This is a genomic window from Legionella massiliensis (assembly GCF_000756815.1).
GTDB lineage: Bacteria > Pseudomonadota > Gammaproteobacteria > Legionellales > Legionellaceae > Tatlockia > Tatlockia massiliensis.
The window spans coordinates 116,356-134,917 of record NZ_CCVW01000003.1 but is presented as its reverse complement, the minus strand read 5'-3'; the positions used below and the strand labels follow the sequence as shown (position 1 = coordinate 134,917).

Below are 18,562 nucleotides of genomic sequence, written 5' to 3'. Positions count from 1 at the left end.
GTATTCCGGGTGTTCCCTTTTATATTTGGCAAAGACAGTTTGAAAGGTATCTTTAAAAGTCAGTGGCTTAGGCTCTGACTTTTCCTTAACCCTGCCTGTTTGAACACAGTAATAATGCTTTCTTCTAACTCGCTAGCTGTCCATTTGCCATAGTCCTCACTACCATTGTCATCATTTTGAATTTGAAAATTAGATGCTATGGTAGCGAATACGGCATCCGATTGATCCTGTAAAGAATCATCTCTTTTTTGCATAGCTTGATAAATGGCTGCGAACATCCCTCTTAGATTTCTATTATCCTTGGCTAGATAGGTCATAAGCGGTGCAATCAGTGAACCAATTGCTTCTGAGATCTCCAGGTTTAATCCATCTTCATGAGGAAGCACAGGAATTTTAGCTAGGGCAGCAAGGCAATCTTCACCCGAAGATTCAGATATCATGTGCTGTTCTATATTATTGAGATCCTTATTTTCCAAAACCAACAGATTTGGTAAATCCAAGTTTCTAGCGTTATCAGGCGCAGCTCTGACAATAAACTCACCTTTTGCGACAAAGATGTTATTTCCTTTCCTAAGATCCTCAACAAAATTCTGGTAGCCCAGCCTGTTATTTTTAAACCAATCAGTCTCTTTTTTAAGTTCATAGAGTCTGTCTATTATCGCTTGCAAGAAGTCTTTAGCAGTGACCGCTTGTTGCTGAGACTTAAGCTCTCTCAGCTCTCGAATAAGCTTTTTGAATAACACTGGGAATGAGTCGCTGTTATCCATCTGGCCATCAGAGCTTAGCTTTCCTAGAAAAAAAGTCTCTATTTCTAAATCTGATTGGCAGGTATTATCACCAAACAGATAAAGAGCAATACCTTTGGAAAAGTGCTCTGCAATGCGCTGAGCACCGGTTAAAGGTACAAGAATAGATAATTCGCCAAGCTGGTCAAAATGAATAAAGGGATATTTTTTAAATAACTCTGTTAACTCGTCTTGTAATTCCATAAGAAATGCTCAAGTTGCTGTCATTTTTTTACGAGTAGTTTAATTATTTAACAAATATGCGAATACGGTATTTAAATCTGTTTTTGATTATCTATGGTATGTTGTGCTCGCAAATCGCTCTCTTTCGTTTGTTAATGCCGTTACATCCTTTCTCTTTTTTTCATCTTCTCTTATTAGAGTTGCTTCTTTATTTTTATTATTTGTAAAAATAGAGAAGAGAATATTTGTAGCTCCTCTACCTAAATTAGGACGTTGTTCATCTTTTAAAAATAAGGAGACATAAGCTTTTTTATCAGTAGTAGTATGAGCATCGCTTAAAATCTTGTCTCTCAATTGTTCGCTATCTGTTGAGCTTGGCGTATAAGACCTAAGAGGTTTAATAACATTTTTTTCGAATCCAGAATCATCTAAGTTGTAAAGGAATTCATCATAGCTATCTAATTCACTTTTATTAATTGCCTCATGGATTGCATGTCTGGCGGCTAATATAGGTATTAAAAGAATTGAAACAGTGAAAATAGTAGCGGCTAAGGCAAAATTCGTGATTAGATTAATGGCAGGTAATAAAATATGCGTTATTACTAAAGGGACTAATGGGAGTAGGAATATACCTCCCATCACTCCAAGCACAATGAGTGCTCCTGGTGTAGTAAGAGGAGAACTAAAACAAAGAGCAAAGATCATCCATGGAAGAGTTGAAACAAGTGGGGAAACTATTGCCATCGCACCATACATGGAAAGAAGTTTTTTACTATGCCAGACTAGTAAGTGAAAGGACCACCAACTCCATTCGCCAGTTAGAAAAGCTTTAGTACGATCTAGGCTTGCTAAAAATTTTTCTTTGAAGATATTTCCAATACTCATATAGTTCTCTAGGTATAAAAGACCGCACATTACAACCATTTAGCTCAATATGATCAATTTTTGTATAATTTGCTTGCTTTAACAGGAATATCTAGAGGTCAGACTCGATTGATTCAATGAAAGAGGTTTGCCCCAAAAGGGGCTGATTTGTTCAAGCCACATGACTTTGATGTAGCCTTTTAGTTACTAACCAAAGCTAGGTGACTCATCAAGCTCAATAACATCTTGCTGATAGTTTGCAGCTGAAAATGGTTGCCCAAGTCCAAACTGATGCGAGAAATTGTTTCGCAGCTTTCTATCCTCGCCGAAAAAATAGGTAAATATATTTGTTTGCAGGGATAATTCAGGCCTTATTAGATTAACAAGATAATCTCTTATGGGTTGTTCAACACCTTGCAAATAAGTAGTTAGAGCAACTATTTTATCTGCATATTTTGCAATTCTTAAGATAACACTAAGGTTATTAAACTGTTCAACTAAAGATTGTAAGTCATCTAACATTGCCGCAGAAAATGCAGGTCTGGTCGAAAAATCTTCCAGTAATAACTTAGGTTCGGAAAGAACCTCTTCTTGTTTTAGCCTTGAAATTGACTCTCGCAAAGCCGCAGGAGAACCCAGATAAAGCGCTATTTCGTTTAACAGATTCCTACGGTTTGCAGGAGAATTAATAAATGCGCGTAAAAGTTCATCTAGATGAAAAGGTATACGCACCATATTAATGGTAGAGCAATCGCCTGCTGTACGTTCCTGTAAATCCTTCATCACAAAGGCAAAAGGTATTTCCACACCTTTAAAATAAGTAGTTCCATCGCCACCATTTCCTTCAAAGAGTAGCTGATACAAATTATTGGCAAGAGCAGTCTTTTTAGTATCGGCAAGATCCGCGAGCACCTGATCTACAGTCTTTGAGTCATGTCCCAATCCTAGAGCTCTTAATTCATTAACCAGGTCTAAAAGCTCTTTACGTTTTTTCAAGGAATTATCTAAGGCCTGAGTTAGTATCTCTGAGGTACATTGATGAACTGGAAAATAAGTCGCTGAACCTTTCTTGCTGTTTGTAATCAATTGATCAGGATCTATCGAGAGTTCTTTTACCTCATCTCCGCTTTTACTGATTGGTAAAAGGGGTAACTCGCCCCAGATACCATCTGTCATTGAGATAATATAATCCCCTTCATCTACATCAAGTTGGGTACTGGTAAAATTAGATTGATACCTCGGCTTTGTCAGCATCTGTACAGAGGGAGGAGCCCACTGTCCAAAGCCTCTATAGACTTGACGGGCAGGAAGAGCCTTTTTTAGGTTGAAATCCTTATCTAAGACCAACACCATGGTGTCTCCCATATTGGCTAACTCACCTTGGTATTTACCCTCTCCAGAATAGATAAAGCTTGCTGCAGCCATCGCACAGTGTGACTCGTATTTTTGTGTAGCTACAAAATTAAGAGCCTGTGCTTCTGATTCTTGGGCAATTTCCAGATAGGTATCATGTGCTGGCTTAGTGCTTCTTACAAATTTTTCACAGGCGAACTCAGCAATCTTCGCAATACTTGCATTTTCGTTTGGATCATCAGGAGACCCCCCTAACCCATCCGCTGTTGCCTGTTTAACCCCGATAACAACACCATTGGCATCTTTGATATAAGTAGTAGCGGCTGCGTCCAACACATGCTCGCTTGCATAGCTTTGTTGCTGATGAGCAAGACTAGAGCCAATTAAAACCGCGCTATTATGAGAAGTGCTCAATGCATAAAAGCGACGAGCCTTAAACTCATCGCTTGTATCCTCTGAAGATTGCTGCATAGAGGGCGAAGTCACCTCAATTTTAGCTGCAATTATTTCTGTATCCATAAAGATTTATACCTGAAAATAAAAGTTAGAGTCCCATGCTTGGATCATTTGGTGAGGGTTGTGGTAGATTTTCTAAATTTGTGAATTCACCAAGTATTTTCGATGCTTTCAAATCTTCCAACTTTTCTGCAGATAGCACTACCACATTAGGCTGACCTGCCAGATAACTTTGGCATGCTTCAATAAAGGGTGCCGTTTTTTCATTTTCTTTACCATAAAAAACAACAACTAAGGGTCGAGCAAAATCGCATTGAAAATAGGTAGTTTCGAAGTTCGTCGCAGTTTCCAGGTGGGCATCATGCTGCGGTACTACTAAAAGCTGCCAGGGTGCAGTATGTACCGGAGCGGCTATACCATTATCTATAGCATTAAACCTGCTGTTGTGTGTTGATGATTGGAAAGAAAAATCGCCTTGACTAGATACTTGTAAGTCGTTCACAAATTTCTCTTTCTCTTTGCTAGCATTTCCATAAACTACGATTCGTTTCATTATTTTCCCCATGTTGAGCTACGCAATTGTCTAATAATAGCCCAGATAGATGGTAGTGTAAATACAGTGTTTTAATTCTTATCATCAGCGCCATTATATTCATAATACGTTTCTAATTCTGCATAGAAAAATAATTTTACCCTAGAAAACACCCTTAAAAGAACTTAATTTACACAAATTTTGTTTTTAAAACCCTTAGTGCTCTTAATATTCGCATAATGATTAATGTATTACTATTATTAAAACAATAGACTGAATACAGGTGACTACACATGCCTCTACTTGACAAAGCATTAGAAAACTTCCCCAGAAGTGAAGTATGGCGTTTGCAGACTGATGGTTGCCAAGCCACCCAAGGCCCCAACAACTTTCGACCACAATTTTATAATGGTATGCAGGCTGGATTCGATTTTATTAATCGAAATAGTGATGCAGAGCTCACCCCTGAGCTAATAGAGGGGATCTATCAGAGCGCTTATCAATATGAGAGTGATTTTAGTACAGATGAAGTCTTTAGGAAGGGGTTTTCCGAAGGCTATGGCGCCTTTGAAATCTTTTTTCCTCTTGAAGGATTAGAGGGACAAGCGGGTATTACTGAGGCCGGACTTGATGAATTACTTGAAGCACTTACTGTAGCCTACCAAAAGAAAGGCTCTAGAATTTATCCTCAGTATGGGATAGTAATTGACATCGATGGAGTCCCCTTTCCTATTAACTTTGATCCAACCGGATTTGACAGTGCAGATGAAGCCAAAGATGCCCTGCGTACCCATTTATTAAATGCAAGCCACAGTAAAGATGCCTATAAAGGTGATAAAAACGGTGTTGTTTTAACAAAGGTTGAATTGACATCTTATAAAGCTTCACGCAAAGAAATACTTGCTTGGGTACAGGCAGACATTGATAAGTATGGGGCAGAGTTAGCTAAAGCTAAGGAAATTACCTCACCACAACAACGTAAACAAGCTGAAATTATTGCAATTAACAACTTTGTACGAAAACTTCACCAATGCCATTATTTCCCAGACGGAAATGGCCGTACCTTTGTGTTTTTACTAGCGAATATGCTGTTATTGCAAAATGGTCATGGCATGAAAATTACAGAAAATCCCGCGCATTATGCGGCCTATTCAAGCCAGGAACTATTGCAAGAAACACTTCATGATTTAGACCATTTTAACGAATATAAAATTACTAACGCTAAAAACTATTTAGTTGGACTCACAGCAAATGATACCGTACTTAATCAGCGGGATCAGGTTAAAGCAACATTAATTACCCACCTTAGCCAAGACCCACTAATTGCAATGGCGCAAATTGATGAGTTATATCACCAAATACGCGACAATGATCTGGTGGTTCCTCAGGGCTACTTCCCTGATCCTACTGGTTTTTCAGCCTATATTTTTTATAAGGCAGCTCCAGAGATAAAAGACGGCCGCCTTCGCGTTCTGAACATACTAAAAGAAGCTTATGTGGATAAATTAGAACAGCTAGTACAAAACGTACCAGAGGTAGAAGAAGAGCAACGTATTGGCTATGGCTCCAAAGCAGAAACACCGGGAAACGTTTTACAAGCAATGATAGACCGACAAACTATTTCTGTGGATGTACCTCATAATGCAGTATCTGCTTTAGTTCAAGGATACGAGGAAGCTGTTACAGCAAGAGAAGAGCATGTAGAGAGAGTAAATGATATTACTTAATTATCTCTCAAAGGATGCAACTAGGTTAAAGAGTCATCATCGATTGAGCAACAAAAAGATAGGTTCTTGGCTACGCCAGCTAGCAAGTCGATCGTTGTCGCTAACGATGAACAACTAAAATCGGGTGTTGACTTCACAAAATAATCCTCAATACAGTTACCGAGTGATTTAAATTAGCACAGACTAGATTTAAATTATTCGGTACTTCTTCTATTAGCTTCTTATACATCCAGCAAAACCACTTTTAATACAATAATGCCATTATTTTTTCTTTCTATAGACTGATTGACCATTAGTAAAATATCCCCATATAATGGCGGCTTTTAGAACTTTGCGTTAAATTTTAAACCGCCAAGGACAGGCTCGAAGTCTCAGGGATGAAAAGTTGTTTATCTCTGGAGTATACATGTCAAAACCTAATGACTTAGCAGATATTTTTTTCCTTTTGAATCAAGAAGTTGTTCAGGAGAAAAACCACTTTCTTTTCTTCTTAGGGACTGATACGGTTTTTACGCAACGCCCTACCATTACTCTTGAAGATCCCGTACAGAAAAAATCCTATGAACAAGGTGAAACACTTTCCCTTGCCGCTCAGACTGTTGTCGCCTACCTAGGTGAACAAGGACAAGCTGAGATTGGTAAATTAGGCGAGCCCCTATCTTATAATTCTCCCTCTGTTGACGTACTTAATGGCCCAACAACGCTTGGAACTGAAGTGGGCAAACGCGTTGCCCAGGGCGTCTTTTTAGCCTTAAGAGCAGCTGCTAGCGGTAAAGAAAACTTAGAAATCGCTTCACACAGCCGTGGTTCCGTTGAAGCAATTATGGTGATGAATGAATTAGCGCGCATCAAAAAGGCCTTAGCTGAGCATCCAAAGAAATCCTTAAGGGATATCCTTTGCGAAGCACCAGGGGATGACGATAACACTTACATTGCTGCAGCAATGAGAGAACTTTTCCAGATACCAGATAACGAAAAACCTGAATTACGTGTGGAATTATTACATAGGCTGAATAAGTTAAAAATAAATCCCTTCTTAATGGATCCTGTTCCCGGCGGCAGTAAATTCGGCATTAAAAAGATTCGTTGGCACAGCCCAAGATTTTATGAAAAACCGACTTGTGACAACTATGAATTAATATTGTTTCGTGATGAAAGAACCTGTTGTTTCACTCCTATAGTCCCTGAAGGAATGCAACCCTTAGTTTTACCAGGCCATCATGGTTCAGCAAGCGGAAATCGCTATAATCAGCAAGGCGTAGAAGTACCTCAAGACATCGAAAATCGCGACACCACAACCATACAAAACCTGGTTTTATGTAAGTTGTTTTATTTCTTCAATCAAAACACAGGTGGGCGATTCGATCAGGCTTTTTATCAAAAATTAGATTCTGGGCATGAAAAACTTGATTCTGTTTTAAATAACTTTCTTAGCGCTGATGATATTACTCGTCGAGAAATCATTTTAAATCACTACATGGAAGTACAAAAGAACGATGAGGCATACCGCTCCTTTGCCAATGGTTCCTATGCCTGGCTTGGTGCCCAATATACCGCAAGCAAGCAACGTTTTGTTCATCTTCGTGGCCACAACCACAGTTCTATGGAAAACGTGGCACCGACCTTTAATGAAACCTTTTTAAATGAAGAGCATGCCCTCCTCTATCTGCGCAAATACATCGACTTTGACGAGTTGACCGAATCCACTCTGGATCAAATAGTAAGCAAAACAACTATAACCTTAGGAAAAACGATTCAGGCCTTACTCTCACCCTTAGAAGTCAATGAAGATAAAGATGTTCAAAAGCTCTTAGACCTTCTGCAAAGTGAAAATGGGGCCAAGATTTTCTTCAATAGCCTATCTTTATTGGTTGATATCATTAGTCAAAAATATTTAAGAAATAATTTAACCCAAGAAGAAGATATCAACCTTCGTAATGTTATAGAAGAGCCCTTTCGAATATTAAAAGCAGCCAAGGAAAGGATAAAAAGCGATGGAAATATTCATGTCTCACATAAGGAATATATCAAGCAATTTGATGACCTCATTGAAACAGGCCTGAAAAATACAGTTGAAACGCATTTTCACTCTATTATTGAGCAAACTGATTATCTATATGTGCAAATTAGTTATTTACTAACTCCCCCAGAGAGCTATTACAAAATACTTCAGGACTTTATTAGCAGCCATTTATCCAAGGATGAGCGACTTGCAGCAGTTGCAGCCAGCCTTGGAGAGGTTTCAGCAGATAGGGTCAGGTCTATCAGTGATATTCAAGAAATTATTACCGGTACAGTAGGAAGTTTTGGTGAAAATCTTAGCGTGGAACTTAAGGAAATAATTTCATCTAAAGCCAATGAATTTTTACAACCTTGCATTGAAGCCCATCAAACCTCAGTAGAAGATTATTTAAAAAATATTGAGCGTTTATATAATCTATCCGCTACCTTATCTAAAGATCTCCCTGCGCTACGTAATTTACTTTCTGAAAAGAAGATTGAGATCGAGAGGATGGATCTCGATTATCGTATGTCTTATTTAGTAAAAATTGGTGGCTGCTTATTAAAAGAAAAAGCCTTTGATTTGCGTACTAAACCCGAGTATTTGAGTGGATCATTTTTTGAGTTATTAAAACGTGAAGCTATCAAGCATGGCGCCCATTCGCCTGAAATTGAAGATTTACAAACAAGTAATCAGTCCTTGTCTACTTGTCTAAGACAACAAGAGCAAAAATTTGGAGAGCAAAGTATAGTACTAGCCAAAGTAGATGAAGAATTAAGAAATAGAGAAAGACACCTAGAAGAGCAAAATTCTATAGTTACAAGTCTTATTGCGGAGCAGCAGAAGAAAGATAGAATTATTGAGGAGCAAAGCACTAAATTAAATTCGCTTAGCGCTGATCTCAAGAGCGGTGAGGCGACCATCGAGGAGCAAGGCTCTAGATTAGATTCGCTTTCTATTGAGCTGGAAAGCAGAGATAAAACCATTAAGGAACAAGGCGCTACAGTAAAATCGCTGACAGAAGACCTTGAGAGTAGAGATGCAACTATTAAGGAACAAAGCTCTAAATTAAATACGCTTAGCACTAATCTCAAGAGCAGAGAGGCAACTATTGAGGAACAAGGTTCTAGATTAGATTTACTTACCTCTGACCTCCAAAGCAGAGATAAAACTATTAGTGAACAAGGCTCTAGATTAGATTCGCTTTCTATTGAGCTGGAAAGCAGAGATAGAGCCATTAAGGAACAGGGCGCTAAAGTAAAATCGCTGACAGAAGACCTTGAGAATAGAGATAGAACTATTAAGGAACAAAGCTCTAAATTAGAGGCGCTTAGCACTAATCTCGAGAACAGAGAAGCAACTATTGAGGAACAAGGTTCTCAATTAGGATTACTTTCTAAAGAGCTTGAGAGAAGAAATGCAACTATTGCGGATCAAAAGAATCGTTTAGCTAGCACTACTGAGGAATTAGAAGCTAAAAACAGAATCATTGATGAGCAAGCCAGGAAACTGCAAGGTCTTGGTAAAACCTCCGAAGAAGAAAAATCTAATCATGATCTAAGACTTTTGCAAAAACAAAGACTAATAGACCAATTAAACTCTGCAAAAGAAAGAGAGCAAGCTGTTTTAATCACTGCTAAGCTTCTGCCATTCACTATTGAATATCAAAACGAATTATTAGATTCCGCCAAGCAATATAGTCCTGATTTAGAGCAAATCGAATATGGCACCCTCCCCAATATGAAAGAGGATCCAGAAAATCCGGCTAAGAAAGTGGAGTACGATAAAATTGCCGCCAAATTCGCTATTGTAAGCAATTTGAGACATCTGTTAGAGGACAGCAAATCAGAGCCCTTACCCAGCGCACGAGTCAGTAATTTCCAAGCAACACTTCATGATGCCGATGTGGAGCTGAATCTAAAAGCTCATCGCGATGAGGGTTGGGGACGTTTTGCAAAGGCTTGTTTTACCGCCTTAGCAATTACTATAACAGGTGTATTTCCTGGAGTTTTAGGTCTGATAGCTGTTTCTTACTACGCTGATAAAAGTTTTCCCACATTTTTTAAATTGCATAGCAGAGGTGAGAATTATCTAAGGAAATGTGATGCTGCCTTACCTCCTTTTGATACAGCAGAAGAATTGGTTCAAACTGAATCTAGCGAAGGGTTAAGTGTTTCCTCAGCTTAACGGTAGAGTAGCTTGGATGCACCAAGCTACTCTTAAATTCATTGCTCGAATTCCCGCGGCTTGACCGCGGGGCCTATGTAGCTTTAGCCACGGCCAGATCCCACGGTCAAGCCGCGGGAATTCGAGTTTTCTCTGAGATTTCACATTTTTTGTCCCGTACAAAGGTTTTTTATCGATTTATTCAGATGTTGCTTGCAAAAATCAGATTTGTCACAGAGAATGCCTTCTATTGTTGTCAGAAAATTAGCTTATTTTTCTAAGACCAAAATTAATTAAAACAAGTACAAGGGAAGTTATCTAAATCTATGATAAGGACGCTCATTCTAATACTCTGTTTTCTGCTTAGTGCTTGTTTTATGGTCGGACCAGATTATAAAGAGCCGAAAAAAAACGTTGCTGAGCATTGGTTAAAGAACGATCCTACGATTAAACAAGCCCCTGTACGAAATGCCAATTGGTGGAAAGTCTTCCACGATCCTACCCTCACCTCCTTAATCCAGCAGGGCTATCAAAACAATTTAACCATTCAGATCGCAGCAGCAAATGTCTTGCAAGCTAGAGCACAACTCGCCCAATCCGTTGGTGAGCTCTATCCGCAAAAACAGGTTTTGCTTGGCGATCTAACCTACAATCGCATCGGCGGTGGTTCTTTGCAGGGACTTTTACCCTCAAATTTTTACACGGACACACTCGGTGGTTCTGCTAGCTGGGAGCTCGATTTTTGGGGGAAATACCGCAGAGCAATTCGTGCTAATGATGCGACCTTTCTTGCCTCCTTTGCAGGCTATGATAATGCATTGGTTAGTCTTACTTCGGATATTGCTACCAGTTATATCGATATTCGTACCACTGAAAAATTAATACAAATCACTAAAAGAAATATCCAGGTACAGGCCATGGGTCTTCAGATAGCGAAAGCGCGTTATGGTGCTGGTCAAACTAGTTTACTGGATGTCCAACAAGCGCAAACTGAATATTCGCAGACTCAAGCGAGGATTCCACAATTGCTAAGCACCTTGCAGCAACAAAAAGATGCTCTCGGAGTCTTACTTGGAACAACACCTGACAAAGTCGATGCCTTATTGAAAATTAATCACGGGATTCCCCATGCACCAACCTCCGTTGCGGTCGGAATTCCTATAGAAACGCTGGTTAAACGACCTGATATCTACCAGGCGCGTATGGAAGCCGTAGCTCAATCCGAAGCAATTGGAGCAACCAAAGCCGAGTTATACCCTGCCTTTACCTTAGCTGGTACCTTTGCCTTCACCTCCAATACCATTGGCGGCTCTTCACTCGATAATATTTTCCGCTGGTCAAATCGCACCATAACTGCGGGTCCATCATTTAATTGGCCTATCTTAAACTATGGTCAAATAACCAACGCCGTACGCGCCCAGGATGCAGCGTTCCAACAGTCGCTTTTGAATTATCAAAATCTGGTATTAAAGGCGCAGCAAGAAGTACAAGATCATATAACTCAGTTCGTAGAGTCCAAAAGAGCTGAACGCTATCTAACAACTGCCAATAGTTCTGCGATTAAATCAACGCAATTAGCGCTGATTCGCTATAAAGAAGGCGAGGCAGATTTTACCCCGGTTCTTGATGCTGAGCGTCAACAGTTGCAAGTACAAACCGCGCTAACCAACACCCAGGGCGATATTCCCAAAGCCTTGGTTGCTCTTTACCGTTCACTTGGTGGCGGATGGCAGATTCGTAATTGCAATGATATTGTTCCTCTGGAGATGAAGGCGCAAATGGCTGCTAGAACCAATTGGGGATCCTTGCTCAAGCAAGAAAATCATCAGCCGCCCGCTACAAAGGGACAGCAGACAAAACAACTGTATTTACCAAATTGGTGATGAGTATGAATTCTGATAAACAAACAAAAAATCTAAAGCTAATAATCCCTGCCTTGGTTGTTATCCTTTTGGCTTATTGGCTCATTAAGCATTTCTCTACAGAAAGCGCTCCGGCCTTGCCTCTTCCCTCGGTCGTAACCCAAAAACCTGTGACAAAGAATATTGCAGAATATGTTACTCAGACCGGCAACATGGTTGCCTTTAACTCTGTTAATTTGGTTGCCAGGATTAAGGGCTATCTTGAAGCAGTTGAGTTTACCGACGGCTCTTTTGTCAAAAAAGGTAAGGAATTATTCATTATTGAACCCCAGCCCTATCTTGAACAATTGAAAGAAGCTCAAGCTACAGTAGTTGCGCAGAAAGCATCTTATGACTACACCAAAACCGAATATGAGCGTCAGCAACGAATGTATAAGCAAAATGCTACCTCGCTCAACAATGTCCAAAAATGGTCATCAAAAACTATTGAGACACAGGCGCAAATTGCCGAAGCGGTAGCCAATGAACAAGTTGCTGCTATTAACTACAGTTATACCCATGTTTTGGCCCCCTTCGATGGTCGAATTGGTCGCCATCTTGTTGATGCCGGAAATTTAGTTGGCAATGGCGAAGCAACCGCTCTGGCAACGATCGAGCAAATCGACCCTATCTATGTGTATTTCAACTTGAATGAGTTGGATTTAATCAAAGTCCGCGCAGCAGCTCATGACGCAGGTTTTAGCGCTGCTGACATTAATAAAGTGCCTGTTTTTGTGAAAATGCAAAGTGAACAGGATTTTTCCCATCAAGGGCAGCTGGACTTCGTCAATACCGGTCTTAATGCTTCAACAGGTACCATAGAATTCAGAGCCCTCTTAAAAAATAAAGACCACAAACTTCTCCCAGGGCTCTTTGTGCAGGTTCGCATCCCCATTAGCAGAAAGACCGCACAATTAACGATTCCCGATACAGCAATTCAATATGACCAAATTGGCCCTTATGTATACACCCTTGAGAAAGATAATTATGTCAAGCTAACCCGTGTAACCCTTGGCACCTTAGAACAGGATACACGTGCCATTCTTAAAGGGCTTAGTCCACAAGATGAGGTTATTGTTTCTGGGGTTCAGAATGCTACTCCTGGCAATCAGGTCGCACCAGTTAAAGATGGGAATAAACAACAATGATTTCCGAATTTTTTATTGAACGCCCAGTACTGGCTAACGTAATTGCGTTATTTCTAGTCTTTTTAGGGGCAATTGCAATCTATATTTTGCCTGTTTCGCAATATCCAGCAATAGTTCCACCAACAATCCAGGTGACGACCACTTATCCAGGAGCTGATGCGAAAACCCTGATTAAAACAGTAGCCCTCCCCATTGAGCAACAGGTCAATGGCGTGGAAAACATGATCTATATGCAGTCAACAAGTACTAATAGCGGTGCTTATACACTTATTGTAACTTTCGCTATCGGAACTGACCTCAATTTCGCACAAATGCTGGTGCAAAACCGGGTACAGGCAGCTATGGCGCAATTGCCGATGCAAGTGCAGCAACAAGGTGTTTTAGTCCAACAAAAGTCAACAGCAATTTTGCAATTCATCACCCTTACCTCTGAACATGATGAGTACGATGGATTATTTCTTAATAACTACGCGACCATTAACATGCAGAATGAGCTCGCGCGCTTACCCGGTGTGGGTAATGTTGTGATCTTTGGTTCTGGCTCTTATGCGATGAGGATCTGGCTTGATCCCAAGAAAATGTATATCTATGGCTTAAATCCTAGTGACGTGTTGCAGGCTATCAGCCATCAGAATAAGGAAATATCAGCCGGACAAATTGCTGCCCCACCGACAGCAGGTCTTCAACCCTTACAATTGACTGTTAATGTCCCAGGCCAACTTTCAAACCCAGAAGAGTTCGAAGACATTATTGTTAAAACCGTTAGCACACAGTCTAATCAATCAGCAAATCAGAGCACCACTGCACAGGTTGTACGTGTCCGTGATGTTGGCCGTGTGGAACTTGGCTCCTCAAATTACAGCATGCTTGCTAATTTAAATAATAAGCCAACAGCTGCCATTGGGATCTACCAGCTTCCAGGGGCAAATGCCTTAGAGGTTGCTAATGAGGTGAAGAACACTGTAGCTAAGATGGCTAAAAAGTTCCCTCCTGGCCTGAAATACGACATACCCTTTGATACAACTATCTTCGTAAAAGCCTCGGTCAGTGAAGTGTACTCGACCCTTTTCGAGGCCGGCATTTTAGTGTTGATCGTAATCTTGGTCTTTTTACAAAATTTCCGTGCCACTCTGGTCCCTGCCACAACTGTACCCGTGACAATTATCGGGGCATTTATTGCAATGTTAGCCCTAGGCTTTAGTGTTAATTTATTAACCCTGTTTGCCCTGGTGCTCGCTATTGGTATTGTTGTCGACGATGCTATCGTTATTGTTGAAGGGGTTTCTCAACATATTGAACGTGGAATACCTCCCAAAGAGGCAGCCATCGAAACAATGAAAGAGCTCATTGGTCCCGTGCTTGGTATTACCCTGGTGCTTATGGCTGTATTTGTGCCTGCAGGCTTTATGCCAGGACTAACTGGCGCCATGTACGCTCAATTTGCCCTAGTCATAGCTGCAACAGCCTTTATCTCCGCTATTAACGCGATGACTTTGAAGCCAACCCAATGTGCTTTGTGGTTAAGGCCAATCGATCCCAATAAAAAGAAAAATGTCATTTTCCGAGCCTTCGACAGAATTTATAACCCAATTGAAGAACGCTATGTTGGTTTTATTAGTAAACTTGTTCACAAAAGTGGCCCCGTTTGTTTGCTCGGCGTTTTCCTGATTTTTGTTGCAGTCTTTGGTCTAAGCCATGTACCAACTGGTTTTATTCCTTTAGAAGATCAGGGCTATCTAGTTTTAAATGTCGTTTTACCCGATGGCGCAACGCTGGGACGCACTGACAAGGTTATGAGAGATCTGAGCACAAAGATATCTACGGTACCAGGCATTGCAAATGTGATTGCTATTGATGGGGTTTCCTTACTGGATAACAACACTCCCCTGGCTAATGCCGGTGTCTTATATGTCATGTTTAAGGATTGGAGTGTCAGGGGCAAAGGTGAAGACTTAAAATCACTCTATATGAAACTGAATGCAATTGGCGCCAAGACACTTGATGCGAAGGTCTCCGTTGTGGTTCCCCCCCCTATTCAAGGCTTGGGCCTTTCTGGCGGTTTTCAAATGCAGGTTGAATTGCAGGATGGTTCCTTTGATTACGCCAAACTCCAGGATGCAACCGACCAGCTTATTATTCAAGGAAACCACCTACCCGAGATGCAAAGGCTATTAACCTCGTTCCGTGCCTCCGTGCCACAGGTGTCTGCCCCGATCAATCGCACCAAAGCTGAATCTTTGGGCGTAACCTTGGGTGATGCCTTTGACACCTTACAAACCTATCTTGGTTCAACCTACGTCAACTTGTTTACCAAATTTGGTCAGGTATTTCAGGTTTATGTTCAAGCTGAGCCTTCAACTCGTATGACCATTAATGATGTCCGTAATTTTTATGTAAAAAATAGTTTCGGTGAAATGGTGCCGATTGGAACACTAACTGAAATTAATCCAGCAAGAGGACCAGCAATTATCTCTCTTTATAATCTCTATCCTTCTAGTCTTATTAATGGGATGTCCGGCGCTGGTTTCAGTACAGGGCAATCCATTCAAGCACTTGAGCAGTTAGCCAAGAAATTCTTACCCTCAGGCATGTCTTTTGAATGGACCAGTACCGCCTACCAGGAAAAGATTGCTGGTAATATGAGTTACTACATTTTTCTTTTATCACTCATCCTTGTCTATATGATTTTGGCAGGTCAATATGAAAACTGGCTTACTCCCTCCTCCATTCTACTTAGCGTACCCCTTGCACTCATTGGTACAGTCATCGCTCTGCTCTCACTCGGACTGGCGAATAATATGTACACACAAATTGGTATCTTGCTGCTAATCGCCTTGGCTGCAAAAAATGCTATTTTGATTGTTGAAGTAGCGCGTGAGCAAAGGGAAATCCATAACAAATCCGTTATTGAAGCCGCCGTTCTCGGAGCAAAAACCCGCTTCCGACCAATTCTTATGACCTCCTTTGCCTTTATTATGGGAGTGATGCCCTTGGTATTTGCGACAGGAGCCGGTGCCAATGCTCGTCACTCTATCGGGATAGCTGTTTGCAGTGGAATGATAGCTTCAACCTGCCTTGCCGTCGTTTTTGTGCCAGTTTTTTATGTTTTAATACAAACCTGGCAGGATAAAAGACGGACGAAAAAAAACGCGGCTGAATAATCTGCGTTTTTCATTTGATATTAATGAGAAGGGCAAAATCAGGCTCCCCTCACCTCCCTCTACCATTAATGGAATACCTACGTCATGTCGAACGTAGAGAGACATCTCCTGATGTGTGGCACTGTGCTTAGCTGAAATAGTTTCCCGACAAAACCTTTCCTTGACTTAACGCCACGGCGATGAGAGGGGATAAATGCGCATGAGCAGGACCATTTATTATAAAGAATCATGCAGCAGCCAGGTTCAAATCCTCACCAAATTCCTTGGGTAAATGCCTCAAAATAACAAACAAGGAAACTAAGGCGCAAAAGCAAACATAATAGGCAATCATCAGATTATTGAAATGGTTTATCAACCAAGTATTAATCGCCGGGGAGAATCCCCCTACCAGAGCCATAGAAATGTTATAACCAATTGAAATACCCGTGTAACGCCCTTTACCTGGAAACATTTCGGCCATCACAACTGGGGTTACTGCCTGCTCTGCACTATAAAAAATAACCAAGGGTATTAAGACCCACCAGGCTGGACATTGCTGTAAAAACCAAAAACTAGGTATTGCAAAAATCAAATAGCCCAGGATTGAGAAAACTAAGATGTTTTTTCTGCCGACTCTATCTGAAAGATAAGCAAATAGCGGCACAAATAGTAAGGAAAAAACAATGAATATAGTCTGCATTTGATAGGCTTTATTCAGTGGGACATTTAAAAACTCATGCAAATAGGTTGATAAATACCCCATCAGCGTATAGCTGCCGCAGGCGCTGATAAATAACAGTAAAATAATATGAATAATTCGCTTAGATTCCTTAGTTAAAACATAAACAAAAGGAACATAGCGCTCATTAATATTTTGCTGCAGCTGCAAAAAAGTGTCCGATTCAGCAAGATCGCGTCTTAACCATAAGCCCATAACCCCCAATAAGCCGCCAGAAATAAATAGAACCCGCCAACCATAAGAGGCCAAAAGCTCATTACCAAACAAGTTAGAAAAAATCGCACAAGCAACAATTGCCGACAAAACTCCGATATTTGAACCATTATTTGTCATGCTACTGATAAATGCTCGATGCTTCGCATTTGCTGACTCAGATAAATAAATCATAGAACCAGCGAATTCCCCACCAATACAAAAACCTTGTAACAAGCGACAAACTACTAATAAAACTGGGGCTAGCAAACCTGCTTGTTGATAAGTTGGCAGAAAACCGGTTAGCACCGATGAAATAGACATAAGGAGAATAGTAAATTTTAGCGTTTTTGCACGACCATAGCGATCACCTAGATGCCCTAAAACAATCGATCCCAGAGGGCGTACAATGAAACCCGCCGCAAAAACAAGCATAGTAGCCAACAGGCTCGTTATTGGGTTTTGTGCAGGGAAAAAAAGATTGGCAATAATAGGAGATAAATAAGCAAATAAACTAAACTCATACCACTCAAGCGCATTACCGATGATACAAGCAAAGATATTACGGTATTTATTCATGTTCTTGGTCTAAAAATCGGTTGGGACATAGAATAATAAACTAGCTGGGATTTCTAATCATCAATATGGGAAGTTTTTTTGAATAAGGCTCTCCCAAACGTATCCGTTCAGGGGGCTTGCTTGAACCTTGGTGAAAGTTTGGATTTGATCGCAGGTTGCGAGAAAAACAGACTTTCTGTGAATAGGGCGTGAACGCTTACTCCCAAACTGCGCTCAGAATTAATGAGCGTTTAGACTCTCAGCAATTAGCGTGCTGATTTCTAAGGGGGTTGGTTTTGTAGAGCCGTAATAAATAAAAACAAGGTCTTGAGTTATCCCTGGTACAATATCATCGGCGTTTGGTTCATAGAGTATACGTACAGGATGAGTTTGATCCTTATTGATCCAATACCCAGAAAGCCCGAACTTCTCACCTGATTTGACTTTAGCACCCCTAGACGAATAGTCCATTATTGTTATCCCTTAACTATGAACCCTTCTAAAAGTTTAGCTCTAAATGGCTACAGAGTTTAAATTTATTAAAAAATAATTAATTTTACTATTTCATGGCTAATTAAATATTTGTTTAACTGACAATTGATCTTTATCTCATGAAAAATCAAATATTTATAGATCAAAGACGCTAGCCTAGACGCCTTTATAAATATTTTTTTTTAATATTTTTTTAATTTTAAAATATTACTATTTTTAAGCGATATTAAAAAAATTCCTTAAAAACAAACAAGCTTAGAAGAAAAATTTATTTTTTATACTTATTTATTAAATTCAAATAACTCGATTTTTTCAATCCACATA

At 40.3% G+C, this 18,562-nt stretch carries 11 protein-coding genes; 5 read left to right on the top strand and 6 right to left on the bottom strand.

The features are described from left to right. Positions 1-59: 59 nt before the first annotated feature. From BN1094_RS12230 to BN1094_RS12215, 4 genes are all read right to left on the bottom strand, one after another. A complete protein-coding gene (locus tag BN1094_RS12230) occupies positions 60-989 on the bottom strand; it encodes a hypothetical protein (protein ID WP_043874750.1) in 930 nt (309 codons plus the stop codon). Between the two features lie 87 nt (positions 990-1,076). Next, positions 1,077-1,853, bottom strand: a complete 777-nt coding sequence (locus BN1094_RS12225) for a hypothetical protein (protein WP_043874749.1) — start codon at positions 1,851-1,853, stop codon at positions 1,077-1,079. Between the two features lie 186 nt (positions 1,854-2,039). Further along, positions 2,040-3,704, bottom strand: a complete 1,665-nt coding sequence (locus BN1094_RS12220) for a hypothetical protein (protein WP_043874748.1) — start codon at positions 3,702-3,704, stop codon at positions 2,040-2,042. Between the two features lie 25 nt (positions 3,705-3,729). Beyond that, positions 3,730-4,194: a hypothetical protein gene (locus BN1094_RS12215; RefSeq protein ID WP_043874747.1), complete on the bottom strand. Its 465-nt coding sequence runs from the start codon at positions 4,192-4,194 to the stop codon at positions 3,730-3,732. A gap of 272 nt (positions 4,195-4,466) precedes the next feature. On the opposite strand from BN1094_RS12215, the gene BN1094_RS12210 reads away from it, so the two are divergent. The 5 genes from BN1094_RS12210 to BN1094_RS12190 all read left to right on the top strand — a co-directional run bounded on the left by BN1094_RS12210 (position 4,467) and on the right by BN1094_RS12190 (position 16,278). Continuing rightward, the gene (locus BN1094_RS12210) at positions 4,467-5,900 is read left to right on the top strand and encodes a hypothetical protein (RefSeq protein ID WP_043874746.1); all 1,434 of its coding nucleotides are present in this window, start codon (positions 4,467-4,469) and stop codon (positions 5,898-5,900) included. Positions 5,901-6,306: 406 nt separating this feature from the next. Next, on the top strand, positions 6,307-10,089 hold the full coding sequence (locus tag BN1094_RS12205; protein WP_043874745.1) for a coiled-coil domain-containing protein: 3,783 nt from the start codon (positions 6,307-6,309) through the stop codon (positions 10,087-10,089). A gap of 305 nt (positions 10,090-10,394) precedes the next feature. Beyond that, the gene (locus BN1094_RS12200) at positions 10,395-11,951 is read left to right on the top strand and encodes an efflux transporter outer membrane subunit (RefSeq protein ID WP_043874744.1); all 1,557 of its coding nucleotides are present in this window, start codon (positions 10,395-10,397) and stop codon (positions 11,949-11,951) included. Between the two features lie 5 nt (positions 11,952-11,956). Then, positions 11,957-13,117 (top strand): efflux RND transporter periplasmic adaptor subunit, encoded by a 1,161-nt coding sequence (locus BN1094_RS12195; protein WP_052403277.1) that lies wholly within the window; start codon positions 11,957-11,959, stop codon positions 13,115-13,117. Then, entirely contained in the window at positions 13,114-16,278 is a 3,165-nt protein-coding gene (locus BN1094_RS12190; protein WP_043874742.1) for an efflux RND transporter permease subunit, read from the top strand. Before BN1094_RS12195 ends, BN1094_RS12190 begins: the two co-directional genes overlap by 4 nt. A 226-nt stretch (positions 16,279-16,504) precedes the next feature. Here BN1094_RS12190 and BN1094_RS12185 read toward each other — a convergent pair whose 3' ends face one another. Both BN1094_RS12185 and BN1094_RS12180 read right to left on the bottom strand, forming a co-directional pair. Continuing rightward, complete coding sequence (locus BN1094_RS12185; RefSeq protein WP_043874741.1) at positions 16,505-17,767, bottom strand: MFS transporter; 1,263 nt, start codon at positions 17,765-17,767, stop codon at positions 16,505-16,507. Between the two features lie 219 nt (positions 17,768-17,986). Next, the gene (locus BN1094_RS12180; RefSeq protein ID WP_043874740.1) at positions 17,987-18,217 is read right to left on the bottom strand and encodes a hypothetical protein; all 231 of its coding nucleotides are present in this window, start codon (positions 18,215-18,217) and stop codon (positions 17,987-17,989) included. Positions 18,218-18,562: the final 345 nt, after the last annotated feature.